General features: G+C 45.5%; 20 protein-coding genes. 10 read left to right on the forward strand and 10 right to left on the reverse strand.

All coding sequences use genetic code 11. The annotated features are described in order from the left end of the window. Positions 1–89 precede the first annotated feature (89 nt). Positions 90–1280, reverse strand: coding sequence for a hypothetical protein (locus A8O23_RS05505; protein ID WP_239693349.1), 1191 nt, complete (start codon positions 1278–1280; stop codon positions 90–92). Between the two features lie 527 nt (positions 1281–1807). Between A8O23_RS05505 and recA the strand changes: the two genes are divergently transcribed. The 10 genes from recA (at position 1808) to tsf (ending at position 10071) form a co-directional block, all read left to right on the forward strand. Then, positions 1808–2845 carry a recombinase RecA gene (gene recA, locus A8O23_RS05510; RefSeq protein WP_066617809.1) on the forward strand — a complete coding sequence of 346 codons (1038 nt, stop codon included), beginning with the start codon at positions 1808–1810 and terminating at the stop codon, positions 2843–2845. Between the two features lie 162 nt (positions 2846–3007). Then, positions 3008–3817 carry a DUF3108 domain-containing protein gene (locus A8O23_RS05515; protein ID WP_066617816.1) on the forward strand — a complete coding sequence of 270 codons (810 nt, stop codon included), beginning with the start codon at positions 3008–3010 and terminating at the stop codon, positions 3815–3817. A gap of 50 nt (positions 3818–3867) precedes the next feature. Next, positions 3868–4260, forward strand: coding sequence for a hypothetical protein (locus tag A8O23_RS05520; protein ID WP_066617819.1), 393 nt, complete (start codon positions 3868–3870; stop codon positions 4258–4260). A gap of 303 nt (positions 4261–4563) precedes the next feature. Continuing rightward, the gene (locus A8O23_RS05525) at positions 4564–5253 is read left to right on the forward strand and encodes a response regulator transcription factor (protein WP_066617830.1); all 690 of its coding nucleotides are present in this window, start codon (positions 4564–4566) and stop codon (positions 5251–5253) included. After that, positions 5228–6313: a sensor histidine kinase gene (locus tag A8O23_RS05530; protein WP_066617832.1), complete on the forward strand. Its 1086-nt coding sequence runs from the start codon at positions 5228–5230 to the stop codon at positions 6311–6313. Before A8O23_RS05525 ends, A8O23_RS05530 begins: the two co-directional genes overlap by 26 nt. 169 nt (positions 6314–6482) lie before the next feature. Further along, positions 6483–7196, forward strand: coding sequence for an RluA family pseudouridine synthase (locus A8O23_RS05535; RefSeq protein WP_066617839.1), 714 nt, complete (start codon positions 6483–6485; stop codon positions 7194–7196). Positions 7197–7452: 256 nt separating this feature from the next. Continuing rightward, complete coding sequence (gene rplM / locus A8O23_RS05540; protein ID WP_066617842.1) at positions 7453–7902, forward strand: 50S ribosomal protein L13; 450 nt, start codon at positions 7453–7455, stop codon at positions 7900–7902. Between the two features lie 14 nt (positions 7903–7916). Then, positions 7917–8303, forward strand: coding sequence for a 30S ribosomal protein S9 (gene rpsI, locus A8O23_RS05545; protein WP_066617845.1), 387 nt, complete (start codon positions 7917–7919; stop codon positions 8301–8303). A gap of 24 nt (positions 8304–8327) precedes the next feature. Continuing rightward, positions 8328–9089: a 30S ribosomal protein S2 gene (gene rpsB, locus A8O23_RS05550; RefSeq protein ID WP_066617847.1), complete on the forward strand. Its 762-nt coding sequence runs from the start codon at positions 8328–8330 to the stop codon at positions 9087–9089. A 148-nt stretch (positions 9090–9237) separates the two neighbouring features. Further along, on the forward strand, positions 9238–10071 hold the full coding sequence (gene tsf, locus A8O23_RS05555; protein WP_066617850.1) for a translation elongation factor Ts: 834 nt from the start codon (positions 9238–9240) through the stop codon (positions 10069–10071). A 328-nt stretch (positions 10072–10399) separates the two neighbouring features. Here tsf and A8O23_RS05560 read toward each other — a convergent pair whose 3' ends face one another. From A8O23_RS05560 to A8O23_RS05600, 9 genes are all read right to left on the reverse strand, one after another. Then, the gene (locus tag A8O23_RS05560; RefSeq protein ID WP_066617858.1) at positions 10400–11746 is read right to left on the reverse strand and encodes an NAD(P)/FAD-dependent oxidoreductase; all 1347 of its coding nucleotides are present in this window, start codon (positions 11744–11746) and stop codon (positions 10400–10402) included. Between the two features lie 382 nt (positions 11747–12128). After that, positions 12129–13010, reverse strand: a complete 882-nt coding sequence (locus A8O23_RS05565) for an alpha/beta hydrolase (protein WP_066617859.1) — start codon at positions 13008–13010, stop codon at positions 12129–12131. A 113-nt stretch (positions 13011–13123) separates the two neighbouring features. Next, complete coding sequence (locus A8O23_RS05570; protein WP_066617860.1) at positions 13124–13567, reverse strand: hypothetical protein; 444 nt, start codon at positions 13565–13567, stop codon at positions 13124–13126. 165 nt (positions 13568–13732) lie between these two features. Then, positions 13733–13981 carry a hypothetical protein gene (locus A8O23_RS05575; RefSeq protein ID WP_066617861.1) on the reverse strand — a complete coding sequence of 83 codons (249 nt, stop codon included), beginning with the start codon at positions 13979–13981 and terminating at the stop codon, positions 13733–13735. Between the two features lie 254 nt (positions 13982–14235). After that, the gene (locus A8O23_RS05580) at positions 14236–16035 is read right to left on the reverse strand and encodes a MutS-related protein (protein ID WP_066618292.1); all 1800 of its coding nucleotides are present in this window, start codon (positions 16033–16035) and stop codon (positions 14236–14238) included. 182 nt (positions 16036–16217) lie between these two features. Then, positions 16218–16643: a RidA family protein gene (locus A8O23_RS05585; RefSeq protein ID WP_066618293.1), complete on the reverse strand. Its 426-nt coding sequence runs from the start codon at positions 16641–16643 to the stop codon at positions 16218–16220. A gap of 111 nt (positions 16644–16754) precedes the next feature. Next, positions 16755–18065: a hypothetical protein gene (locus A8O23_RS05590; RefSeq protein WP_153042085.1), complete on the reverse strand. Its 1311-nt coding sequence runs from the start codon at positions 18063–18065 to the stop codon at positions 16755–16757. Continuing rightward, on the reverse strand, positions 18043–18657 hold the full coding sequence (locus tag A8O23_RS05595) for a hypothetical protein (protein WP_066617866.1): 615 nt from the start codon (positions 18655–18657) through the stop codon (positions 18043–18045). The genes A8O23_RS05590 and A8O23_RS05595 overlap by 23 nt, the downstream gene beginning before the upstream one ends. 58 nt (positions 18658–18715) lie before the next feature. Next, complete coding sequence (locus A8O23_RS05600) at positions 18716–19276, reverse strand: RNA polymerase sigma factor (RefSeq protein WP_066617868.1); 561 nt, start codon at positions 19274–19276, stop codon at positions 18716–18718. Between the last annotated feature and the right edge of the window lie 266 nt (positions 19277–19542).

Raw genomic sequence — 19542 nt, forward strand, 5'->3', positions numbered from 1 at the left:
TTTCTGAAAAACAGCTCTTAAAGGCGCGCCTTTAAGCCCTATGACTTCTGCCAGCGGATAAAGTAACCAGTATCAAAAAGCCGGCAGCCTTACCTTATTTTAGGTTTGGCCAAGAAGAAATCAGTGTTGAAGTTGAGGTAAAGGCTGTTAGAAAACTCCAGAGCAGGAAAGTCAAGGTCATAGTAAGGCTCAAAGCGCATGGTCAGCACCAGCCCCTCCATCAGCTCAATGTCATGCATGAAACGGAGAATGAGCAGTTCTCTGTTCTTTTGCCGGTAGTCAGGTGTTTTGAAGTTGGAAGAAACCGACGGAAACAGCTTTCCACCCAACTCGGCCATGTAGCTGTTGCCCCGCCAGTAGCTGAGCATCACGTTCTGGTATTTTGTATCTATGCCTGCATTCAGGTACAGCCCTGCCCCCTGTTCATAAGCAAACTGCTTCACGTTTGAGAAATCTTTGAAACCAACCACGTACGGCTGAAAGTGCAGCGCTTTCAACACCTTGCGGTTAAAATTTTTTCTGACCACCACACCTGCTGCCACGTTAGCTAAAGTCACCAGCGGTAATTGTGTATCGTCTATCTGACCTCCGCGGTGCTGGGCGGTGAACTGCAAGGGCAAGCCAATGTAGGTTTCCGTTTCTGGCTCGTTTTCTGAAAAAGCGAGGGAAACCGGAGTTTTGTACAGCACCACCTCAGAAGAAATACCGCCGGCTACTTCCTCTAAAAACGGGTCACGCCGCCTAATGTAACGCTGCCAGTCAATCCAGGCGTCCATTTTAAAAGAGGGCTTGTTCAGCAGCAGCTGCAGGCCATTCTCTAGCCGGTTTGTCATTACCCGTTCAAAATCATAAAGCGGCTCAATGTACCCGTGATTCAGGTGCCCTTCTAACGTTCCGAAGAGCAAGGCCAAGTCGCCTTCTTCGTACCGAATGGTAAAAGTGGGCTGCACCAAAGAATAGTCATTCGTTCCGAAATCTTTCTGCACCTGTACGCCGGCATCAATGCGTACCGTGGGCGAGGCGAAATACACCAACCTTGGGTTCAGGTGATACCCAAACAGTGTGTAGCCTTCGGCAATGTCGTTAAAGTACTCGTTGTTCTTCTGGTAGCCCAGTACGTTCAGGCCTACCTGCAGTTCGCCGGCCTGCTCTGGCTTTATAGGCAACCTGTTTTCAAATGCTTGATTATTGAGCTGAGCAAGAGAAGCATGATAAGTAAAAACGGCTCCGATAGCCAATAAAAGCCATTTCTTTAACATAACATCAGATTTACCACGCATGGGGCATGAACGAGCTGCACAAAAAGGGGCAGGCGAAGAGTTTTCAGTTATCAATCTCCTACGCACTAATTCGAAATATAGATAAAAGCCGGTATAAACGAAATACTAAATAAAAGCTGTCGCTCCTCCGGCTTTCTTCAATTACTCTTTTTAGACCTGTTTTCTGCAAATCAGGCCTAAAACAGCACCATTCTTCTTTGCTCAGCTTCTACTAAAATACCTGCCCCTGTCTGTAACTAAAGTGTTACAAGAGTTGTTACAAAAATACCAGAATGAACACCACCCATAAGTACCTGCTTTTGAAACCGCCCTAAGGCTGTTTGAATTTTACTAATTTTAATAGCAAATCGGTTAAAAAAATAACTAAAAAAAATAGTAAATATTGGCACAAATCCAGTACTTTGGGTGTTTCAATAATAAGCCTCCGGAATGGGTCTGAAAAGCAGCTGAAGCGCCGCGGCAAGCGTTTGCAGATTGACTCAGGAAGTTGTAATTTCATCAAAACTTAAGCTAAGAAAAACACAGACATGAGTGTAAACACCGAAAAATTAAAAGCGCTCCAACTCACCATCGACAAGCTGGACAAAGCCTATGGAAAAGGTACTGTCATGAAGCTGAGCGATAACCAGGTGGTGGACATTCCGGCAATTTCTACCGGTTCCCTTGGCCTGGACATCGCGTTGGGCATAGGCGGGCTTCCGCGTGGCCGTGTGGTGGAGATCTATGGACCAGAGTCTTCCGGTAAAACCACGCTCACCATGCATGCTATTGCCGAGGCTCAGAAAAAAGGCGGTATTGCCGCTTTCATTGACGCTGAGCACGCTTTTGATAAAGTATACGCCGAGAAATTGGGCATTGACACTGAGAACCTGTTAATCGCGCAGCCTGACAACGGCGAGCAGGCTCTGGAGATTGCCGACCACCTGATCAGCTCCGGTGCAATTGATATTATTGTAATTGACTCTGTAGCCGCCCTGGTGCCTAAAGGCGAATTGGAAGGCGACATGGGAGACAGCAAAATGGGCCTTCAGGCCCGTTTGATGAGCCAGGCCCTGCGTAAGCTTACTGGTACCATCAACAAAACCAACTGCTTGTGTATCTTCATTAACCAGTTGCGCGAGAAAATTGGCGTGATGTTCGGTAACCCCGAGACCACTACCGGTGGTAACGCCCTTAAATTCTACGCTTCGGTACGTTTAGATATCCGCCGTATTGGCCAGATCAAAGAAGGCCCGGATAGCATTACCGGTAACCGCACCAAAGTGAAAGTGGTGAAAAACAAAGTGGCGCCTCCGTTCAAAGTGGTGGAGTTTGACATTATGTACGGCGAGGGTATTTCTAAAGTAGGCGAGATTCTTGACCTTGGCGTTGAGCTGGGCGTGGTACAGAAATCAGGTTCATGGTTCTCTTACAACGGCGACCGTTTAGGGCAAGGCCGTGACGCTGTAAAACAGCTGTTACTAGACAACGAAGAACTAATGGTCGAGATTGAAACCAAAATCAGAGCTATTGTGAAAGGTGAGCCAGAAAAAGTGGCCGCTGCCTTAGAAGACAACGAGGCATAAGCAATATCAAGTTTAAAATATACCCTTGAAACGGCACCTTTTTAGGTGCGTTTCTGTTTATAAGGAGTTCGTAACTGAAAAAAATTAAATTTGCCTTTTGCCGCCCGGCCATAATTGGTACGACATTTGAATAAACAAAGGCAAACAGGAAAGAATTAGCGTATGCGTCATAAATATAAACTTCTGCTTTTCATCCCTTTGCTAGGAATTCTCTTGAGTGCTTTTGCCCTTAAAGAATCTATCCGCACCGTTAAAAATGACAGCTTTGCCCCTGGCGAAGTGTTGCAGTACAAAGTGCATTACGGTATCATCACGGCTGGCGAAGCAACCATTCAGGTTTCCAACAAACTTCAGAACGTCAACGGCCGCTCCTGCTATCAAACAACAGTGACAGGTAAATCAACGGGCTCTTTTGACTTTTTTCACCGCATCAGAGACACCTGGACGTCTTACATTGACACTGAAACCATGTTGCCGCAGCGCTTTTACCGCAACATTGAAGAAGGTTCTTACCGGCGTAAAGAAACAACAGACTTTGACCACGCCCGCAACATAGTAGTGGTGAACGATAGCCGTGACAAAGAGAAGAACCAAGTGTATAAGGTGCCCAACAACGTGCAAGACATGGTGAGCGGTTTCTACTACATGCGTACCTTAGACTTAGACAATTTCAAGCAAGGGCAAACCTTCAAGATTCAAGGTTTCTTAGGTGACGAGGTGTTTGACATGAGCATGACGTACCACGGCAAAGAAACAGTTGACACCAAAGCGGGCAAAATCAGGGCGCACCGCATTGTGCCTAAAATGCCTAAAAACAAGTTATTTGCTGGTGAAGACGCCATTTCTGTGTACTTCTCAGATGATGAGAACAAGATTCCTGTTCTCTTCAAGGCCGAAATGTTTGTAGGCTCCATAAAGATAGACATGTACAAATACAGCGGCCTTAAGCATAAGTTAAATATGGTGCGGTAATTGTTCAGTAAGTGGTTAGGTAATATTCTCCAACCACTTACTGAACCACTATGATAAAAAAATACCTCTTCGCCCTAGCCTTTGCAGTCTCTTTGTTAGGTTACGCCCAAACCGCTGCTGCCCAAAATAACGTTACCGCAGTTGTTTCTAATGCGAACAACGTTGAATTCAAAATTGAGAGACCTCTTTATAAGATCATGCTCTCTCAACACGGTTTAATTACGGGCTATATCATTAAAGCTACCGGAAAGGTTTCTTTTGACACAAGGGGCAGGTTAGAGCAAATAGGAAAAGTAAAGGTTTCTTATGACCTCCAGAACCGCTTGAGTGAAATAGGCAATGACCCCATCATGTACAATTTGGATGGGAAAGTGACTAGTATAGGCCGCACCCAGATCACCTATACCATTCATCATGATAAGATTGACACCATTCAAGATTAAGAGCTTGTCTTAAAGAAAAACATGAAATGCTGTGTGAGCTATTGGCTGACACAGCATTTCATGTTTTCGGCCTGCTTTCAGAAAACAAAGCTTAAAACAGCCGCCGGTTTATATGAAACAATAAATTAAGAAATTGTTACTAATTCACCCAAAGCACCTAAAAAATTCACAACCAACAACTATTCATTATATTTGTCTTGGAATTCAGAGACGCGCCACTGTTTTCACTACCGCGCGGTTTTAGCCTGATATTTCAATAAGACTAGCTTCAAACCAGACACCTTTTGAACTAACCGCATATCTATGCAAACTCCGGCTAAATACAAGATTTTAGTAGTAGACGATGATCCCGATATTACAGAGCTGCTACAGTACAACCTGGAGAAAGAAGGCTACGAAGTAGCCCACGCTGAAAATGGCCAGAAAGCTCTGGATATAGCGCGCAAGTTTAAACCAGATATCATACTGCTGGACGTGATGATGCCTGTAATGGATGGCATTACCGCCTGCCGCCACTTACGGGAAGACGCCAAGTTCAAAGACACCCATATCCTCTTCCTGACCGCCCGCTCTGAAGAGTTTTCTGAAGTAGCCGCTTTTGAGGCCGGTGCCGATGACTTTATTGTAAAGCCCATTAAACCCCGGGCCCTCATCAGCCGATTGGGTGCTTACGTGCGCCGCGACAACCACCAGCCAGAGCAGGCCCAAATGATAGAGATTGGTGAACTTAAAATTGACCGCACCAGCTTTATTGTGCACCGCGGCGACCAAAAGATTTCTTTACCCAAGAAAGAATTTGAATTGCTGGCGTTTCTGGCCACCACACCCAACAAAGTGTTCAGCCGTGATGAACTGCTGAATAACGTATGGGGCAACGATGTATTTGTGGTTTCCAGAACGGTAGACGTACACATTAGAAAAGTGCGGGAGAAAATAGGCGAAGACCAGATAAAGACCATTAAAGGCGTTGGCTACAAATTTAACACCGACTAAACCTACCCGTAAAGGCTTAAAGCTCAGCAGCAGAAGCATTGCCATTCTTATTTCTATATTGGTGGCCATTATCTTGGCCGCCACCCTTGCTGTTTACCCGCACCTGACCTTCCGAGCTAAGGTACTTACCCTTGGCTTGTCTTTTTCGCTCTGCTTCTTGCTGGTGTACTTTTCTTACGAGGCCCTGATTTTCAAAGAAATCAATAACATTTATGCGGGCCTGGAGAAGTTCAAACGCAAAGAATTCAAGCGTATGAGCAACAAGTTTCTGTTCCGGCCAGACCCGCTCCAGCGCATAAAGGATGAAATATACCAGTTAGCTGAACGTAACCAACGCGAGATTGAGGAGCTGAAGCAGTTGCAGGCCATGCGCCGAGAATTTTTGGCAGACGTTTCACACGAGTTAAAGACCCCTATTTTCGCGGCTCAAGGCTTTATTCATACCCTGCTAGACGGAGCCGTTGACGATGAGCGCGTGCGCGATAAATTCCTGCAAAAAGCCGCCAAAAGCTTAGATGGCCTTGATATGCTGGTGCAAGACCTAATCACCATTTCACAGCTGGAGAAAGGGGTAGTTCAGATGAAGAAAGCACCTTTTGAGTTGTTTGAACTAGGCAAAGAAGTAACGGAACAACTGGAAGGAAAAGCCGCCACCAGAAGCATTGCCATTCACCTCATGAATGCTCCTACTGAAAAGTTTATGGTTGAAGCAGACCGCGGACGAATAAAGCAGGTGCTCATAAACCTGATTGACAATGCCATTAAATATGGTTTAGAGGGCGGCAACATCTGGCTCTCTTTTCAAGAGGGCAAAAAGAAAACCCTAGTGGTGGTAAAAGACGATGGGCCGGGCATTCCAGAAGAGCATATAAATCGAATTTTTGAGCGTTTCTACCGTATAGACAAAAGCCGCACCAGAGATAGCGCCGGCGGCGGCTCTGGTTTGGGATTGGCTATCTCCAAGCATATTGTAGAGGCGCACAGTTCTGTTATTGCTGTAACCAGCGAGGTGGACAAAGGCACCACCCTGCGCTTTAAATTGCCTAGGGTAAAGGCTTAACTTCTTATTGAGAGGTATTTTCAGAAGAAGGGCGCAAAGCCAGCCGCTCTGCCAACCCAAAAATAAATGGTAACTTGCGTCTTTTCAGGAGTTGCTGTCGTTTTAGTACAGTTTTCGTAAAAGAAGGCCAAAAACAAAGCTTTTACAGCTCCACCACCAATCTGCCTTTATGAAGTTACCCGCTTTCCGCGACCTTATCATATTTGAAAACGATGATTATATTGTCGTAAACAAACCACCGTTTCTGGCCACGCTGGAAGACCGCTCTTTCAACGCGTCTAACTTACTGACTTTAGCACGTCAGTACCACCCAGACGCCCAAGCCTGCCACCGCCTGGACAAAGAAACCTCTGGCTGCCTGGCCATTGCTAAAAACCCCGAAGCCTACCGTCACTTATCTATGCAGTTTGAAAACCGGCAGGTAAACAAAATCTACCATGCCGTGGCCTGGGGTAGCCACGAGTTCAAAGACTTACTAGTTGACCGAGCCATTCAGCCCGGTTTGAAGGGAATTGCCAAACTAGCCTACAAAGGTAAACCTGCCCAAACCTACTTCACCACCCTTGAGAAGTTTGGCAGGCACACATTAGTAGAATGTAAGCCTATCACAGGCCGTATGCACCAAATACGCTTGCACCTGGCCTATCTGAAAGCATCTATTGTACAAGACGAAATGTACGGCGGCGAACCTTTATACCTCTCTAGCCTCAAACGTAAGTTCAACCTGGCCAAGAATACTGAGGAGCAGCCCGTGATCAAGCGCTTCGCCCTTCACTCCTATCAGCTAGGCTTTACTCTGCTGAACGAAGAGCCCGTTTTGGTAACCGCTGAATACCCCAAAGATTTTGATGTGCTGGTGAAGCTGCTTCGGAAGAACGGATAATCTTTCGTTATTAGTTGTTCGTTATTCGTTGCTCGAATTCTGTTTTATGCTTGATTTTCAAAAAAACAAGGCTAAATCAGATTCCAAATAACTAATAACGAACAACTAATAACAACCCTACCTCCTGCCCTTCAACTATTTCCCCTGAAAATCAGGGGAATAAATGCAGCGTGTGTTGCATACCAAAAAGAGGCTTTGTATCTTTGTGACCATTTTCAAGAAAAAGCATACATTTTTCACTCGTTAACCATTTACAATGGACCATTTAAGTTATAAGACGCTATCAGTTAATAAGGCGGCCGCAAACAAAGGCTGGGTAGTGATAGACGCCGGAGACTCAACCCTTGGCCGCGTGGCCTCTCAAATCGCGATGATCCTTCGCGGTAAAAACAAACCTTCTTTCACACCTAATGCTGACTGCGGCGATAACGTGATTGTGATCAACGCTGACAAAGTTAGAATGACTGGTAAGAAGTGGGACAAGAAGACCTTCGTAACACACACTGGTTACCCAGGTGGTCAGAACAGCATCACTCCGCGTGAGTTGAGAGCTAAATCTTCTACTTTGTTAGTAGAGCGTGCGGTGAGAGGTATGTTGCCTAAGAACCGTTTGGGCCGTGAGCAGTTCCGTAACCTGTTTGTGTATGAGGGTGCTGAGCATCCGCACGCAGCGCAACAGCCCGTTCAAGTAAAAATCACAAAATAATCTAGACATATTTAATGGAAGTTCTCAATACATCTGGTAGAAGAAAAACCTCGGTGGCGCGCATTTACATGACGTCAGGGCAAGGGAATATCACTATTAACGATAGAGATATTAAGGAATACTTCCCTAGTGAAGTATTGCAAACCATTGTTCAGCAGCCTTTGGCGCTGATTGATGCGGTTGGCAAATACGACATTAAGGCCAATATCAAAGGTGGCGGTGTTGCCGGTCAAGCAGAAGCTCTGCGTTTGGCTATCACCAAAGCGTTGGTAGAAGAAAATGCTGAAACCCGTCCGGCCCTTAAAAAAGAAGGATTCTTAACACGTGATCCACGTATGGTGGAGCGTAAGAAATTCGGTAAGCGCAAAGCTCGTCGTTCCTTCCAGTTCTCTAAACGTTAATATTTTATCAGCTGTAAAAATATCATGGCTAATACCACTTATAAAGAATTACTGGACGCCGGTGTACACTTTGGTCACCTTACCAGAAAATGGGATCCTAAAATGGCTCCGTACATTTTCATGGAGAAAAACGGCATCCATATCATTGACCTGAACAAAACTTTAGTTTCTCTGGAAGAGGCGACCAACGCTATTAAGCAAATCGCTAAATCCGGACGTAAGATTATGTTCGTGGCCACCAAGAAACAAGCGCAGGACATAGTGGCTGAAGAGGCAAGACGCCTGAAAATGCCTTATGTAACTGACCGTTGGTTAGGTGGTATGTTGACTAACTTCCAGACTGTTCGTAAGTCTTTGAAGAAAATGTCAACCATTGACAAAATGGTGAAAGACAACACGGCTTATGCCGCCATGGCAAAGCGTGAGCGTTTAATGCTTTCTCGTGAGCGTGAGAAATTAGAGCGTGTATTGGGCGGTATTGCTGACCTTTCTCGCCTACCAGCAGCTCTGTTTGTAGTAGACGTGAAGCGTGAGTCTATCGCTATCAAAGAAGCTCAGAAACTGAACTTGCCAGTATTTGCGATTGTAGATACCAACTCTAACCCAGAGCTGGTAGACTTCCCAATCCCGGCAAATGATGATGCTTCTAAGTCAATCGCTTTGATCACTTCTTTAGTTGGTAAAGCTATTGAAGAAGGTCTGTCTGAGCGTAAAGTTGACAAAGACGAGACTGAGAAGAAACGTGCCGAGGAAGAAGGCATCCAGGAGAAAATTGACGCTGAATAAGCTTCTCTCTTTTCAATAACACTGCAAAGGAAACTGAACATTAGGAAGCATAGCCACTGGTGTTCAGTTTCTTTTTAGATATTACGGTGAGGTTTCAGCCCCATCACTTATAAAATACTTTTTATCCGTACTTCTTAACAAAAGAAAAATGGCTATTACAGCACAAGACGTAAACAGACTTCGTCAGGAGACTGGCGCAGGTATGATGGACTGCAAAAAAGCGTTGACCGAAGCTAACGGCGACTTTGAAGCAGCCAAAGATATTCTTCGTAAACAAGGTCAGAAAATTGCCAGCAAGCGTGCTGACAACACTACTTCTGAAGGAGCAGTGTTAACCCAAGTAAACGCTGATGCAACTGTAGGTAAAGTAATTGCCCTTGCCTGCGAAACTGAGCCTGTTTCTAAAGTAGAAGATTTCAAAAACCTGGCGCAAGCCGTTTTAGACGCTGCCGTTTCTACAAACGCCGCTACTAAAGAAGAATTACTGGCTACGCCTCAGGCCGATGGCCGCTCACTGCAAGATCACATCACTGACCTGATGGGTAAAATTGGTGAGAAAATTGACGTAGTTTCTTATGAGACTGTAACTGCTGAAAGAGTAGTTGCTTACAACCACTCTAACGGTAAATTAGGTGTGTTGGTAGGTTTAACTAACACCGGTGGTAAAGAAGTAACTGAGGTTGGGAAAGACGTGGCTATGCAAATTGCCGCTATGCGCCCTATCGCTGTTGACAAAGACGGTGTAGATGCCGCTACTATTGAGCGTGAAATCGAAATCGGAAAAGAGCAAGCCCGTGCCGAAGGTAAACCAGAAGAAATGCTGGAGAAAATTGCCCAAGGTAAACTGAACAAGTTCTATAAAGAAAGCACCTTATTGAACCAGGAGTTCGTGAAAGACTCTTCTTTGACTATCGCTAAATTGTTGGATAACACCAACAAAGGCATGACCGTTACTGAATTCAAGCGTGTAGCTATCGGTTAATTCCGCTTGTACATTCTACAGAAAAGCCCTGCTGTTTTCACAGCAGGGCTTTTTGTTTGGGAAATTCGATAATAACTAATCAGAACCGTCTGTTGGATTGTTGGTAATAACACCAATAATGGCAGGATGAGATTTCTTGTTCTATGGCGCGGAAGTTACTTCCGTGACTAAATGAGCAGTGTATGCAAGTCACGGAAGTAACTTCCGCGCCATATAAATTAGCTGCTATCTATTTTTGGCTTATTTTTAGGAAAACAGACTAAAAATAGACTTGTCAAAACATCATTTTCAAATCAGCACATCTTCAAATTTCCAAATCAAAAGCACATTAATCAAGATCTGCCTGCCTTCGCACAAACTCCTGTCCTGCAGTATCTTCTTTGCGCACAAACGGACGGATAATTAGACGGGTACTGTTTTCATAGGTAAAGAACTTGTAGATCCAGTTGGCTAGAACTACTAATTTGTTTCGGAAGCCAATGAGGTAGTAAATATGCACAAAGAGCCATGCCATCCAGGCAATAAACCCGCTCAGGTGCATGTTCTTCGGCAAATCGGCAACGGCTCGGTTACGGCCAATAATAGCCAGTGAGCCTTTGTCAAAATATTCAAAAGGCTTCAGCGGCTGCCTCCGCACAATATTAACCAAGTTCTTAGCCAAGTGCTTGCCCTGCTGAATAGCGGGTTGTGCTACCCCAGGGTGTCCTTTTGGCCACTTCTCGGTTCTCATGAGAGCAATGTCTCCAATGGCAAAAATGTCTGGGAAGCCATTGACTTGATTGAAGGTATTCACTAAATAACGGCCGCGCTCGCTGGCTTCAGGTGGTAAACCAGATACGGTGGCGCCTGAAACACCGGCAGCCCAAATAAGGGTTTGTGAATATATTTGCTCACCGCCCTTAAAGGTAACCACCTTCCCGTCATATGATTCTACCAGCGTGTTCAGCTTCACAATAATGCCTACTTCTTCTAAGTACCGTCTCGTTTTCTCACTACTTTCTGGAGACATAGGAGGCAATACTCTATCCATGCCCTCTACCAGGTATATGTTCATTTTGCTGAAATCCATACCGGGGTAATCACCAGGCAAGACGTGACGTCGCATCTCGGCTAAAGCACCAGCCAATTCAACGCCTGTAGGCCCACCGCCCACAATTACAATGTTCAGCAAACTCTGGCGTACCTCAGGGTCTTTGATCATGTTAGCCTGCTCAAAAGACTGCAGCAGCTGACTCCGTAAGTTTAGGGCATCTGGCACCTGCTTGAGCGGGAATGAATATTTTTTGATTTGTTCATTGCCAAAGTAATTAGACTTAGTACCTGTGGCAATTACCAAAAAATCATAGCGCAAGTCGCCTACTAAGGTGGTCACTGTTTTCTCGGCCGGGTTAATACCTGTCACTTTTACCTGCCGGAAATGGAAGTCCTCATAGTCTTCATCAAACATCTTGCGCAGGGGCTCAGCAATGGCATCGGGCTCAAGACCGGCGGTAGCTACCTGGTACAGCAATGGCCAGAAACCGTGATAATTATTCCGGTCAAACATTACAATCTGGAACTCTTTGCCTGGCAAATTTTTAACCAGGTTGGCTCCGCCAAATCCGCCGCCAATTATGACAACGCGGGGTTTGGTAGTGTCAGGTATATTTAAGGTAAGTTGTTCTATGTGCAGCATAGCTCTATGAATAAGAATCTTTAAACCCGTCCATGTATAGGGCAATTGGGTAGTTCATTTCTGTCTTATACTGTTTTTCCTGTATATAGGATGTTCTTTATGCAGAGGATTCGCAACTGACAGAAGAAAGGCCGCCATAGAATATAGTCAGACTGGCCACTATTGCTACAAATGGCAACAGGAGCTGCTGCTTTAAAACAGTAGCGGAGGCAGTATTTTATAAATAAAGCTGCTCAAACAGAGTCAGACACTAAATTGGCTGCTCCTGTACTAGATTAGAAGAAGTGTGTTTACCAGAAATTTACTGGCATGGTGTAAACTGTTTTAGTGTTGTTTTTGCTAAAACACGCCTAAAACAGAACGAAGTAGAAAGGCTTTAGTTCTACCGATGAAAAGACTGCCCAACAAACTGAAGTACCTCTGGGAGGGCTGTGCGCCAATAAGACCAGGTGTGGCCGCCGTCTCTTACCCTGAACTCATGCGGAATCTGCCGGTCAATCATGGCGGCATGGAGGGCCATGTTGCCTTTTATCAGGAAGTCGTCATCGCCGCAGTCAATGTAGTAACGCACTTTCTTTAAGTTATCTAAGGGTGCAGTTTCTGTTAACTTCAGAATTGAATTTTTGTTCCAGTGCTCATTAAGCCGGTCTTGCCCGTTCAGGTTCTGGCCATAAATGCTCCCGAAATATCTATTGTAATTCTCAGTAGGCATGTTACGGAAGTGTTCATCTGTCCAGACAGCGGCGCTGAGCGGAGCGGCGGCGGCAAAAAGATCAGGGTGCTTCATGGCCATGAGCAAAGTACCATAACCGCCCATAGACAAACCGGCAATGGCGCGGTATTCTCTAGCCGTGCGGGTGCGGTACAGTTTATCAATGTGCGGAATAAATTCTTGCACGAAAAAATCTTCGTACCGTACCTTTCCGTCAGATGTATTCATATACCAAGTCACACCGGCATCGGGCATGACAATGATCATTGGCGGAATTTGCCCGCTCTGCATGAGCCGGTCAGCAATCAGGTGGGCTTCGCCGAACTGAGTCCAACCGGTTTCGTCGTCTGAGTAGCCGTGGAGTAAGTACAGCACCGGGTACTTTCTATTCGACTTATCATAATCAGAGGGCAGGTAAACAGAATACTCTACCTCGTTGCCTAACACTTTACTTTTGGTTTTGAGGCTTTCTTTTAAAATTCCCTGTTGAGAAAAAGACAACCCCGGAAGGAAAAGGAAGAACAGCAAGAGACACAGCGTCTGCTTTTTCATAAAGAAAGTGCGTTGATTAAGAAGAACAGTATAGCAAAGTATATACTAAAGCTGTTTGTTAATTGCTACAGAAGTAAACCGTGAATATGAATTAGAGAAAGCGCATCAAACTTCTACGCTCTGCCCTGCTTTTGGCTTTTTATCATCTCCATCACTGACTGCTCCAGCCATTGTACGGCATCCTGCTCGGTCATGAAGGCCTCGCGGCGAACATCGGGACAGGGCGCGGAAATAGCATGCAGCTTCTCCCCTTCTTTGAGGCGTTGCATTTGCCTGGGATTTAAAAGCCAGCCAATAACCAACTGGGGCGACACCTGCTGCAAAGCTTTGGGGTAGAATTCATCACACAGCCACTCACTCTCCTGTGGAGTTACCTCGCCTTTAGAACGACAATCTACTAACCAAGATACAGCAGAGTTTTCTTTGGCGAGGGCTAGAATAGCCAGACAATTTAGCTTGAACTCCGTGAACGTAACAGGCTGCTGCCACCTAATGATAGCAGTTTGCATGTCTGGCCGATAGGAAATTTTAATGTGCTTACTTAGTCCTATCTTCATAACAAGGGTCTTACGCGCTACTAGCTAGCGGGGGATTACACATGTACTAGTAGTTTTTTGTCTGTCTTGGTTTGAATTTAGACCTCCTGTTTTTTATAAACAAGTTTTCCACAAATTTTCTGTACTTATCACCAAAATAAAGTAGAAATACTGATTTGGGTTGTATTAATAATCGTGCCGTCTACGGGCTTGGTGCAAGTTGTTTCGCATAGTTAGAAAAAGCTCAATGCTCTGTTGAAGGAACTCTTCATCAAGCCATTTTTTCACTTCTTCGTCGCCCCCGGTTACATCCAGTTCATTTACTTTGTAGGTCTGCTCAAAGGGCCCGAGCTCCAGTTTTATCAAATACTTACCATTCCAGGCTAATAAGGTTATTTTAATTTCTGGGTGTGGAATATCGGCTACAACGCGCATACTTTTTCTTTTGGTTTTGTACGAAGGTACAAAGGTCTACGAAACCTAGCCCAAAGGTTAACTCCTTTAGCCACATCTTTTCCAGTCTAACTCCTCCCTCATTAGGAGGCATCTTTAATTATCCTAGGGCAAGGGACAGGCTAGCCGTTTATGGTCTAAACATCATCAGAAGAAAACAGAAACGGCGGCAAAAGGTGGAAACTCAGCTTTTGCCGCCGTTTATAGGCTGTTTTTTAAAAAAGAGGCCGAAAACGCTACAGTTCAATTCCCATTTGACGCATAAGCTGACTAGCATTAAAACTTTGACAAATGCCGGGAGTGAGCTTGTAATCGAAGAATAATTGGCCGTTCTCAAAATAACTGTTGAAGCTATAGTTCTCCACGGCTCCGGGTAGTTCCTCTTCCATATTTCCCAGTTCAAGGTCATGGGTAGAAACAAAGCCCGATGCCTGCCGCTGGTGCAGCTGTCTGATCAAGGCCATGGCCCCATGATGACGGTCATGAGAGTTGGTTCCTTTTAGTATTTCATCTAAGAAGAAGTACACGGGTTGTCCGGTAGCAGTAAGGTCTATTAAAATTTTCAATCGCTTTAGCTCAGCATAGAATGAGGAAGTATTTTCAGCCAAATTGTCTTCGGTGCGCATGCTGGTGTACACCTGTGCCGGAAACACCCTCAGCCGTTTGGCGCAGGCAGCCGCGCCGGTGAAAGCCAGCACCATGTTCAAGCCCACGGCCCGCAGAAAGGTACTCTTGCCCGACATGTTAGAGCCGGTAATCAGAATAGTGTGCCCTGCCCCACTGAAAGAAAGACTGTTGGCGGTTCGGGTAGAGCTAAAAATTAACGGATGACTCAACTCTTCTGACTCAAACTGGAACGGAGTCTGGGAAATCTCCGGGACCGCGTAATCTGGGTTGGCAAACTGAAAAGCAGCCAGACTAGCCAAGGCTTCAAACTCTGCAGCAGCATGCAACACCTGCCCAATGTTCTGCGACATGGTCTTTTTCCAGTGCTCCAGACGGTACATCCAAATGAAGTCCCACATGAACATGTGGTTCAAAATAAAATTGAGGTACGTGTTCAGCCTGGCAGATAAATACTGAATAATTGCCGCTAACTGGCGCACATGCTGCGAGGCTGGTTTCTGCCCTATCTTCAGTTTCTGCTGCAGCTCCTGCGCTTTGGCACTCCGGAACGTGCGGCCTTCAATATGTACCAGCATGTCTGTGTAGCTGCGCAGGGTCTCATACATGCCGGTGCTCTCCTCATAATACTCATCGCGCTCACGCTGGAATTTAAAGGCGATCAAAAACTGCACCAGCACCAGCACCACAAATGGGTAATGTGAGCCGTCGTTTGCCCAGTAAATGATAGAGGCAATGGTGAGCAAGGGCAACAGGAAAGTGGCCACCACTAGCCATCCTTTGCCTTTGAAGAAATTAGGGTTACGCAGCCAAAGCAGAAAGCCTTGGGGCAACTGCTGGGTTTTGCGGTGATGGTGCAATGCTCTTGCCTCTAACTCTTGCCGCCACTCCAAGTCAGGCACTAGCTCAGCCACCGCTTCCTGACGGGCAATTACTTCCTGGGCCGGAGCCAGGTTGTTTAGCCAGTTGGCCAGTTGCTGCTGCCCTAAGCGCGTAACGGCCCGGCTCAAAAGCTGGAAAATAGAGTTCTGCCCAAAAATGTCAAGGTCAGCGGAATAGTAATGGTTGGGCTGCTGAAATTCTGCCCCGGTAGGAAAATCAGATAACTCACCCCGCAGCCGCTCCTGTTCTTTACGGTTTATCAAACCCAGGTACAGCTGGTGCTTGCGCGCGTATTCTATTTTATTGTGCCAGTGAATTAGAGCGGCAAAAATGAAGTAACCACTTATAAGCAAAGCCAGACCGGCGCCAGCATGGTCAAAATAAAACAGAGCCACACAACCAATAACAGCTCCAATAAAAAACGTAAGCCTTAGCCAACCTACCCACTTATACTTGTGAGCTTGCTTTTCTTCGGCGGCGAAAAAGCGTTGCTGGCGTTCCGCAAACAAAGCTTCAGGAGATTGAGACATTTCTAAATGAGTAATGAACAATGATCAATGAACAATGAGTAGTGAGTAACGAAAAATGATTAATGAGTAATGGATAATGAGTATTCAACAATAAGCAGTGAATGTTCTATAATTAGAATGATAACCCCCTGCATTTATTGTTCATTTAGAATTTCTGTTCATTAATCATTACTCATTGTTCATTAAATAGTGGCAATACATTTTAACTCAATGGCGATGGGCGTGGGCAGGGCATTTACTTCTACTGTGGTGCGGCAGGGTTGGCAGTCTTTGAAATACTCCGCATACAACCGGTTGTAGGTCTGGAAATCTGCTTTCATGTTGGTCAGAAAAACTGTTACATCTACCAAATTCTCCCAACTTGAACCCGATTGCTCCAGAATGGTACGCACGTTCTTAAAGACAGAGTGGCATTGGGTTTCTATGTCGTAGCTTAAGATATTGCCTTCTGCATCTAGTGTTACACCTGGAATCTGCTTGGTGCCTTTTTCACGGGGCCCAACGCCAGACAGAAATAACAGATTTCCTACCTTACGGGCGTGTGGGTACAAGCCTACTGGCTCAGGAGCATCAGGAGCATGAACAAATTCAGATGACCGGTTTTCCATTGACAATTCTGTTTTTGAGCAGTTTTCGCTAAAATAAGCCAAAAACAGCCGGATAAAAAAAGAGCGGGCCTTCACAGACCCGCTCTCTTGCATTATTTAGCTTTCCCTTTTTTAGTTGAAGGCAACGCTGCCGTGTTTTGCGTTTACCACCACCACACCTTTAGGAGAGGTAGTCCCGTAGTTACCCTTGTAGCTGGCAGAGGTATTTCGTACCTCCTTAAAGTTAAGCTTCACTAAATCTGGGTTAGCTCTCAAACCAGTGCAATGCTCAGTGTTCACATCAAAATTGAAGGCGTTTTTGTCTGAAAAGTTCAGGTTAATTTGTGTGAATTCGCCGTTGATGTCAATGCGCTTGAAATTTTGCCCAACGCTGCCTATTTCAAATTTTGGCCCGTGGCGTAAGTCCAGTTTAGCAGACTCAGTGAGGTTGCCTAGTTTAAACACAGTAAAACTGCCTTTGCCTGACAACTGGTTCACACTTCCCATTTTAAACACTGGGTCATGCTGGCTTTCTACACTCAACGTCTCCACTTTGCCTATGGTAATCATGCTGTGGGCTGAGTTTAACACCAACTGATCGGCCTCGGTAATTTTAAAGGTAGAGTGCCTAATCCTTAAATCGGCGGCTTTCAAATATTCTACCGAATTGTCGCCACGGGCATGTTCCAGAACAATAGAATTCTGCTTGTTCGTAAGTCTACCAGCCATTATCCCCCCATGCTTTACTGTGATATCTGTTGTTCCTTCAAAATTGGGCAAATGCACATTCCCGAACCGGTGGCTGATGTGAAGCGGATTAATCTTGGGCATTTTAATGATGTAATTCACCTCAAAGCTCTTCATGGAGCTGCTTCTGATTTGCATAGGTTGCAAATTTGTCACAAAAGCTATGACATTCCCCCTTTCGCTTACCTCAACATCTATTCTGTCCATGATTTCCTGAGCTTTGGCATCTGTGGCGGCTCTGGTGACTATATTCACTTCTACAGCTATCTCGTTGCGAGCCCAGGTTTGCACAGTCACCTCCCCAAACTGGTTTTCTATACTGAGTTTATCGGTACTTTTCACTTTGAAGGTACGGGTCAAGTTCTTATGCTTTTCGGCAGCAAAAGGCTCTGGTTGCACAGCACCGTTGATCACAACAACGGCAGAACCAACCTTTGCAGCAACTGGAACGTCCTCAAAGTTTTCTAACGAGGCCAATGATTCTAAGCTTTCACTTGACACCTCTGAAAAAGGCACTGCAGCTAGTGAAGCCAATGACTCAAGCCCATCAATTTGTGGTATTTGTACCTGAACCTGAGTATTGCCTGTGGCTGTTTTTGTCCCACAATTTACCGAGGCACGTTGAGCCTTTACCCCAGTAAAACTAAGGCAAGCGGCCAGGAGAAGGAGTATGTTAGAGCGTCTTAACGGTTTCATTTGTATGCTGGGTTTGTACTTTCTGTTTTTGTATTTCTTCTAACACCTGAAGCTGCCGGTTCAAAATGGCAATGCGCATTTTCAGATTGTCACGCATGGCCTGTATCAACACTTCTTTGTTTGGTGTGGTGTACAGCTCTTTTTTCAGGGCGGCATAATCAGCATCTAACGCTGCAGCCTCCCGCTCCCACTCTTCTTCCATGCCTAGAGCCTTCAAGTCATATTCTTTTAACTGAGCTTCTTTCTGCTCAATAATGCTCACAAAGCTGGTTTCTATCTGCTGTAACTCAGGAGCTATCTTCTCTAGCGGCACAGGTTGGGCGGCGGCAATGGTTTCTGTAGGCGGCTGTGTAATGCCAATAGTACGGGCAGATAAAGCCACTACTATCAGCACCGCTACGGCGGCGGCGTATTTCCAGGCTGAGTTCCAGTTCAGGGAGAAGATTTTAGCTTCTTTTACTGGCTCCTGCTCTACAACAGGCGGCTCAGCCTGCATTTCGCCCACAATGTCTTGCCACAAGTCCGGTCTGGGCGAGAAAGAGTCAAACTCGTCTCGGTGGGCCTGTACAAAATCTTTTAGTTTATCACTCATCTTGGTATCGGATTTCGGTTTGGGTAGTTCTTGTTATGTTGTTGTCGTTGTTTCTGGTTTATTTGAGTAAGGCCTGCTCTTCCATTAAAGCCAATAACTTTTTGCGGGCCCTGCTGTACTGAGATTTAGAAGTTGCCTCACTTATGCTCAAAATGTCGGCAATCTCACCGTGGTCATAGCCTTCCAGCAGGTACAAGGTCAGCACTACTCGGTAACCGTCTGGCAGTAGCTGAATTGCCCGTTTGATGCTTTCCACTTTATAATCCATGTCTTCCTGATCATACTCAGGGCCCTCATCCACAAAGTCCTGGCTTTCTTCCATGGGTGTTACCTGCAGGCGCCGGCTGCGCACTTTGGTGATGGACTTGTTAATGACAATGCGCTTGAGCCAGGAGCCAAACGTCGAGTCGCCTTTAAAGGTGTGCAGTTCCCTGAACGCACTCAGGAAAGACTCCTGCAGTACATCTTCGGCCTCGGTATAGTCGTTCGTAATCCGCATGCTCACGTTGAACATAGATTTACTGTAGAGCTTGTACAGCTCATACTGCGCCTTTCGGTCACCCTCTTTACATCGGGCCACTACTTGCGCATTTACGTCGGTGTATTCCAGCGTCTCCAATCGGTTACTTGGTTTTGGCTTTCATAAAGTCTTTCTTCTGCAGCTACTCTGGAACAACACCAACCATTTCTTTGCGCCAACGGGCTTTCTTATGTTCCTGATTCTATACTAAAGACAACAGGAAATGGCTGGGGTTGCACGGGGTTCCTAAAATAAATTGGAAGGAATATCTACTAACCTGAAAGTAAATAATTTATGATTAAAAAAGTAGATTGTCTTAATCTAAATTTGGAGAGGTTCAGAGACTGAGGATTCTCTACAGAAAT

Origin of the sequence: Rufibacter roseus, assembly GCF_001647285.1 — a bacterium.
Taxonomy (GTDB): domain Bacteria; phylum Bacteroidota; class Bacteroidia; order Cytophagales; family Hymenobacteraceae; genus Nibribacter; species Nibribacter roseus.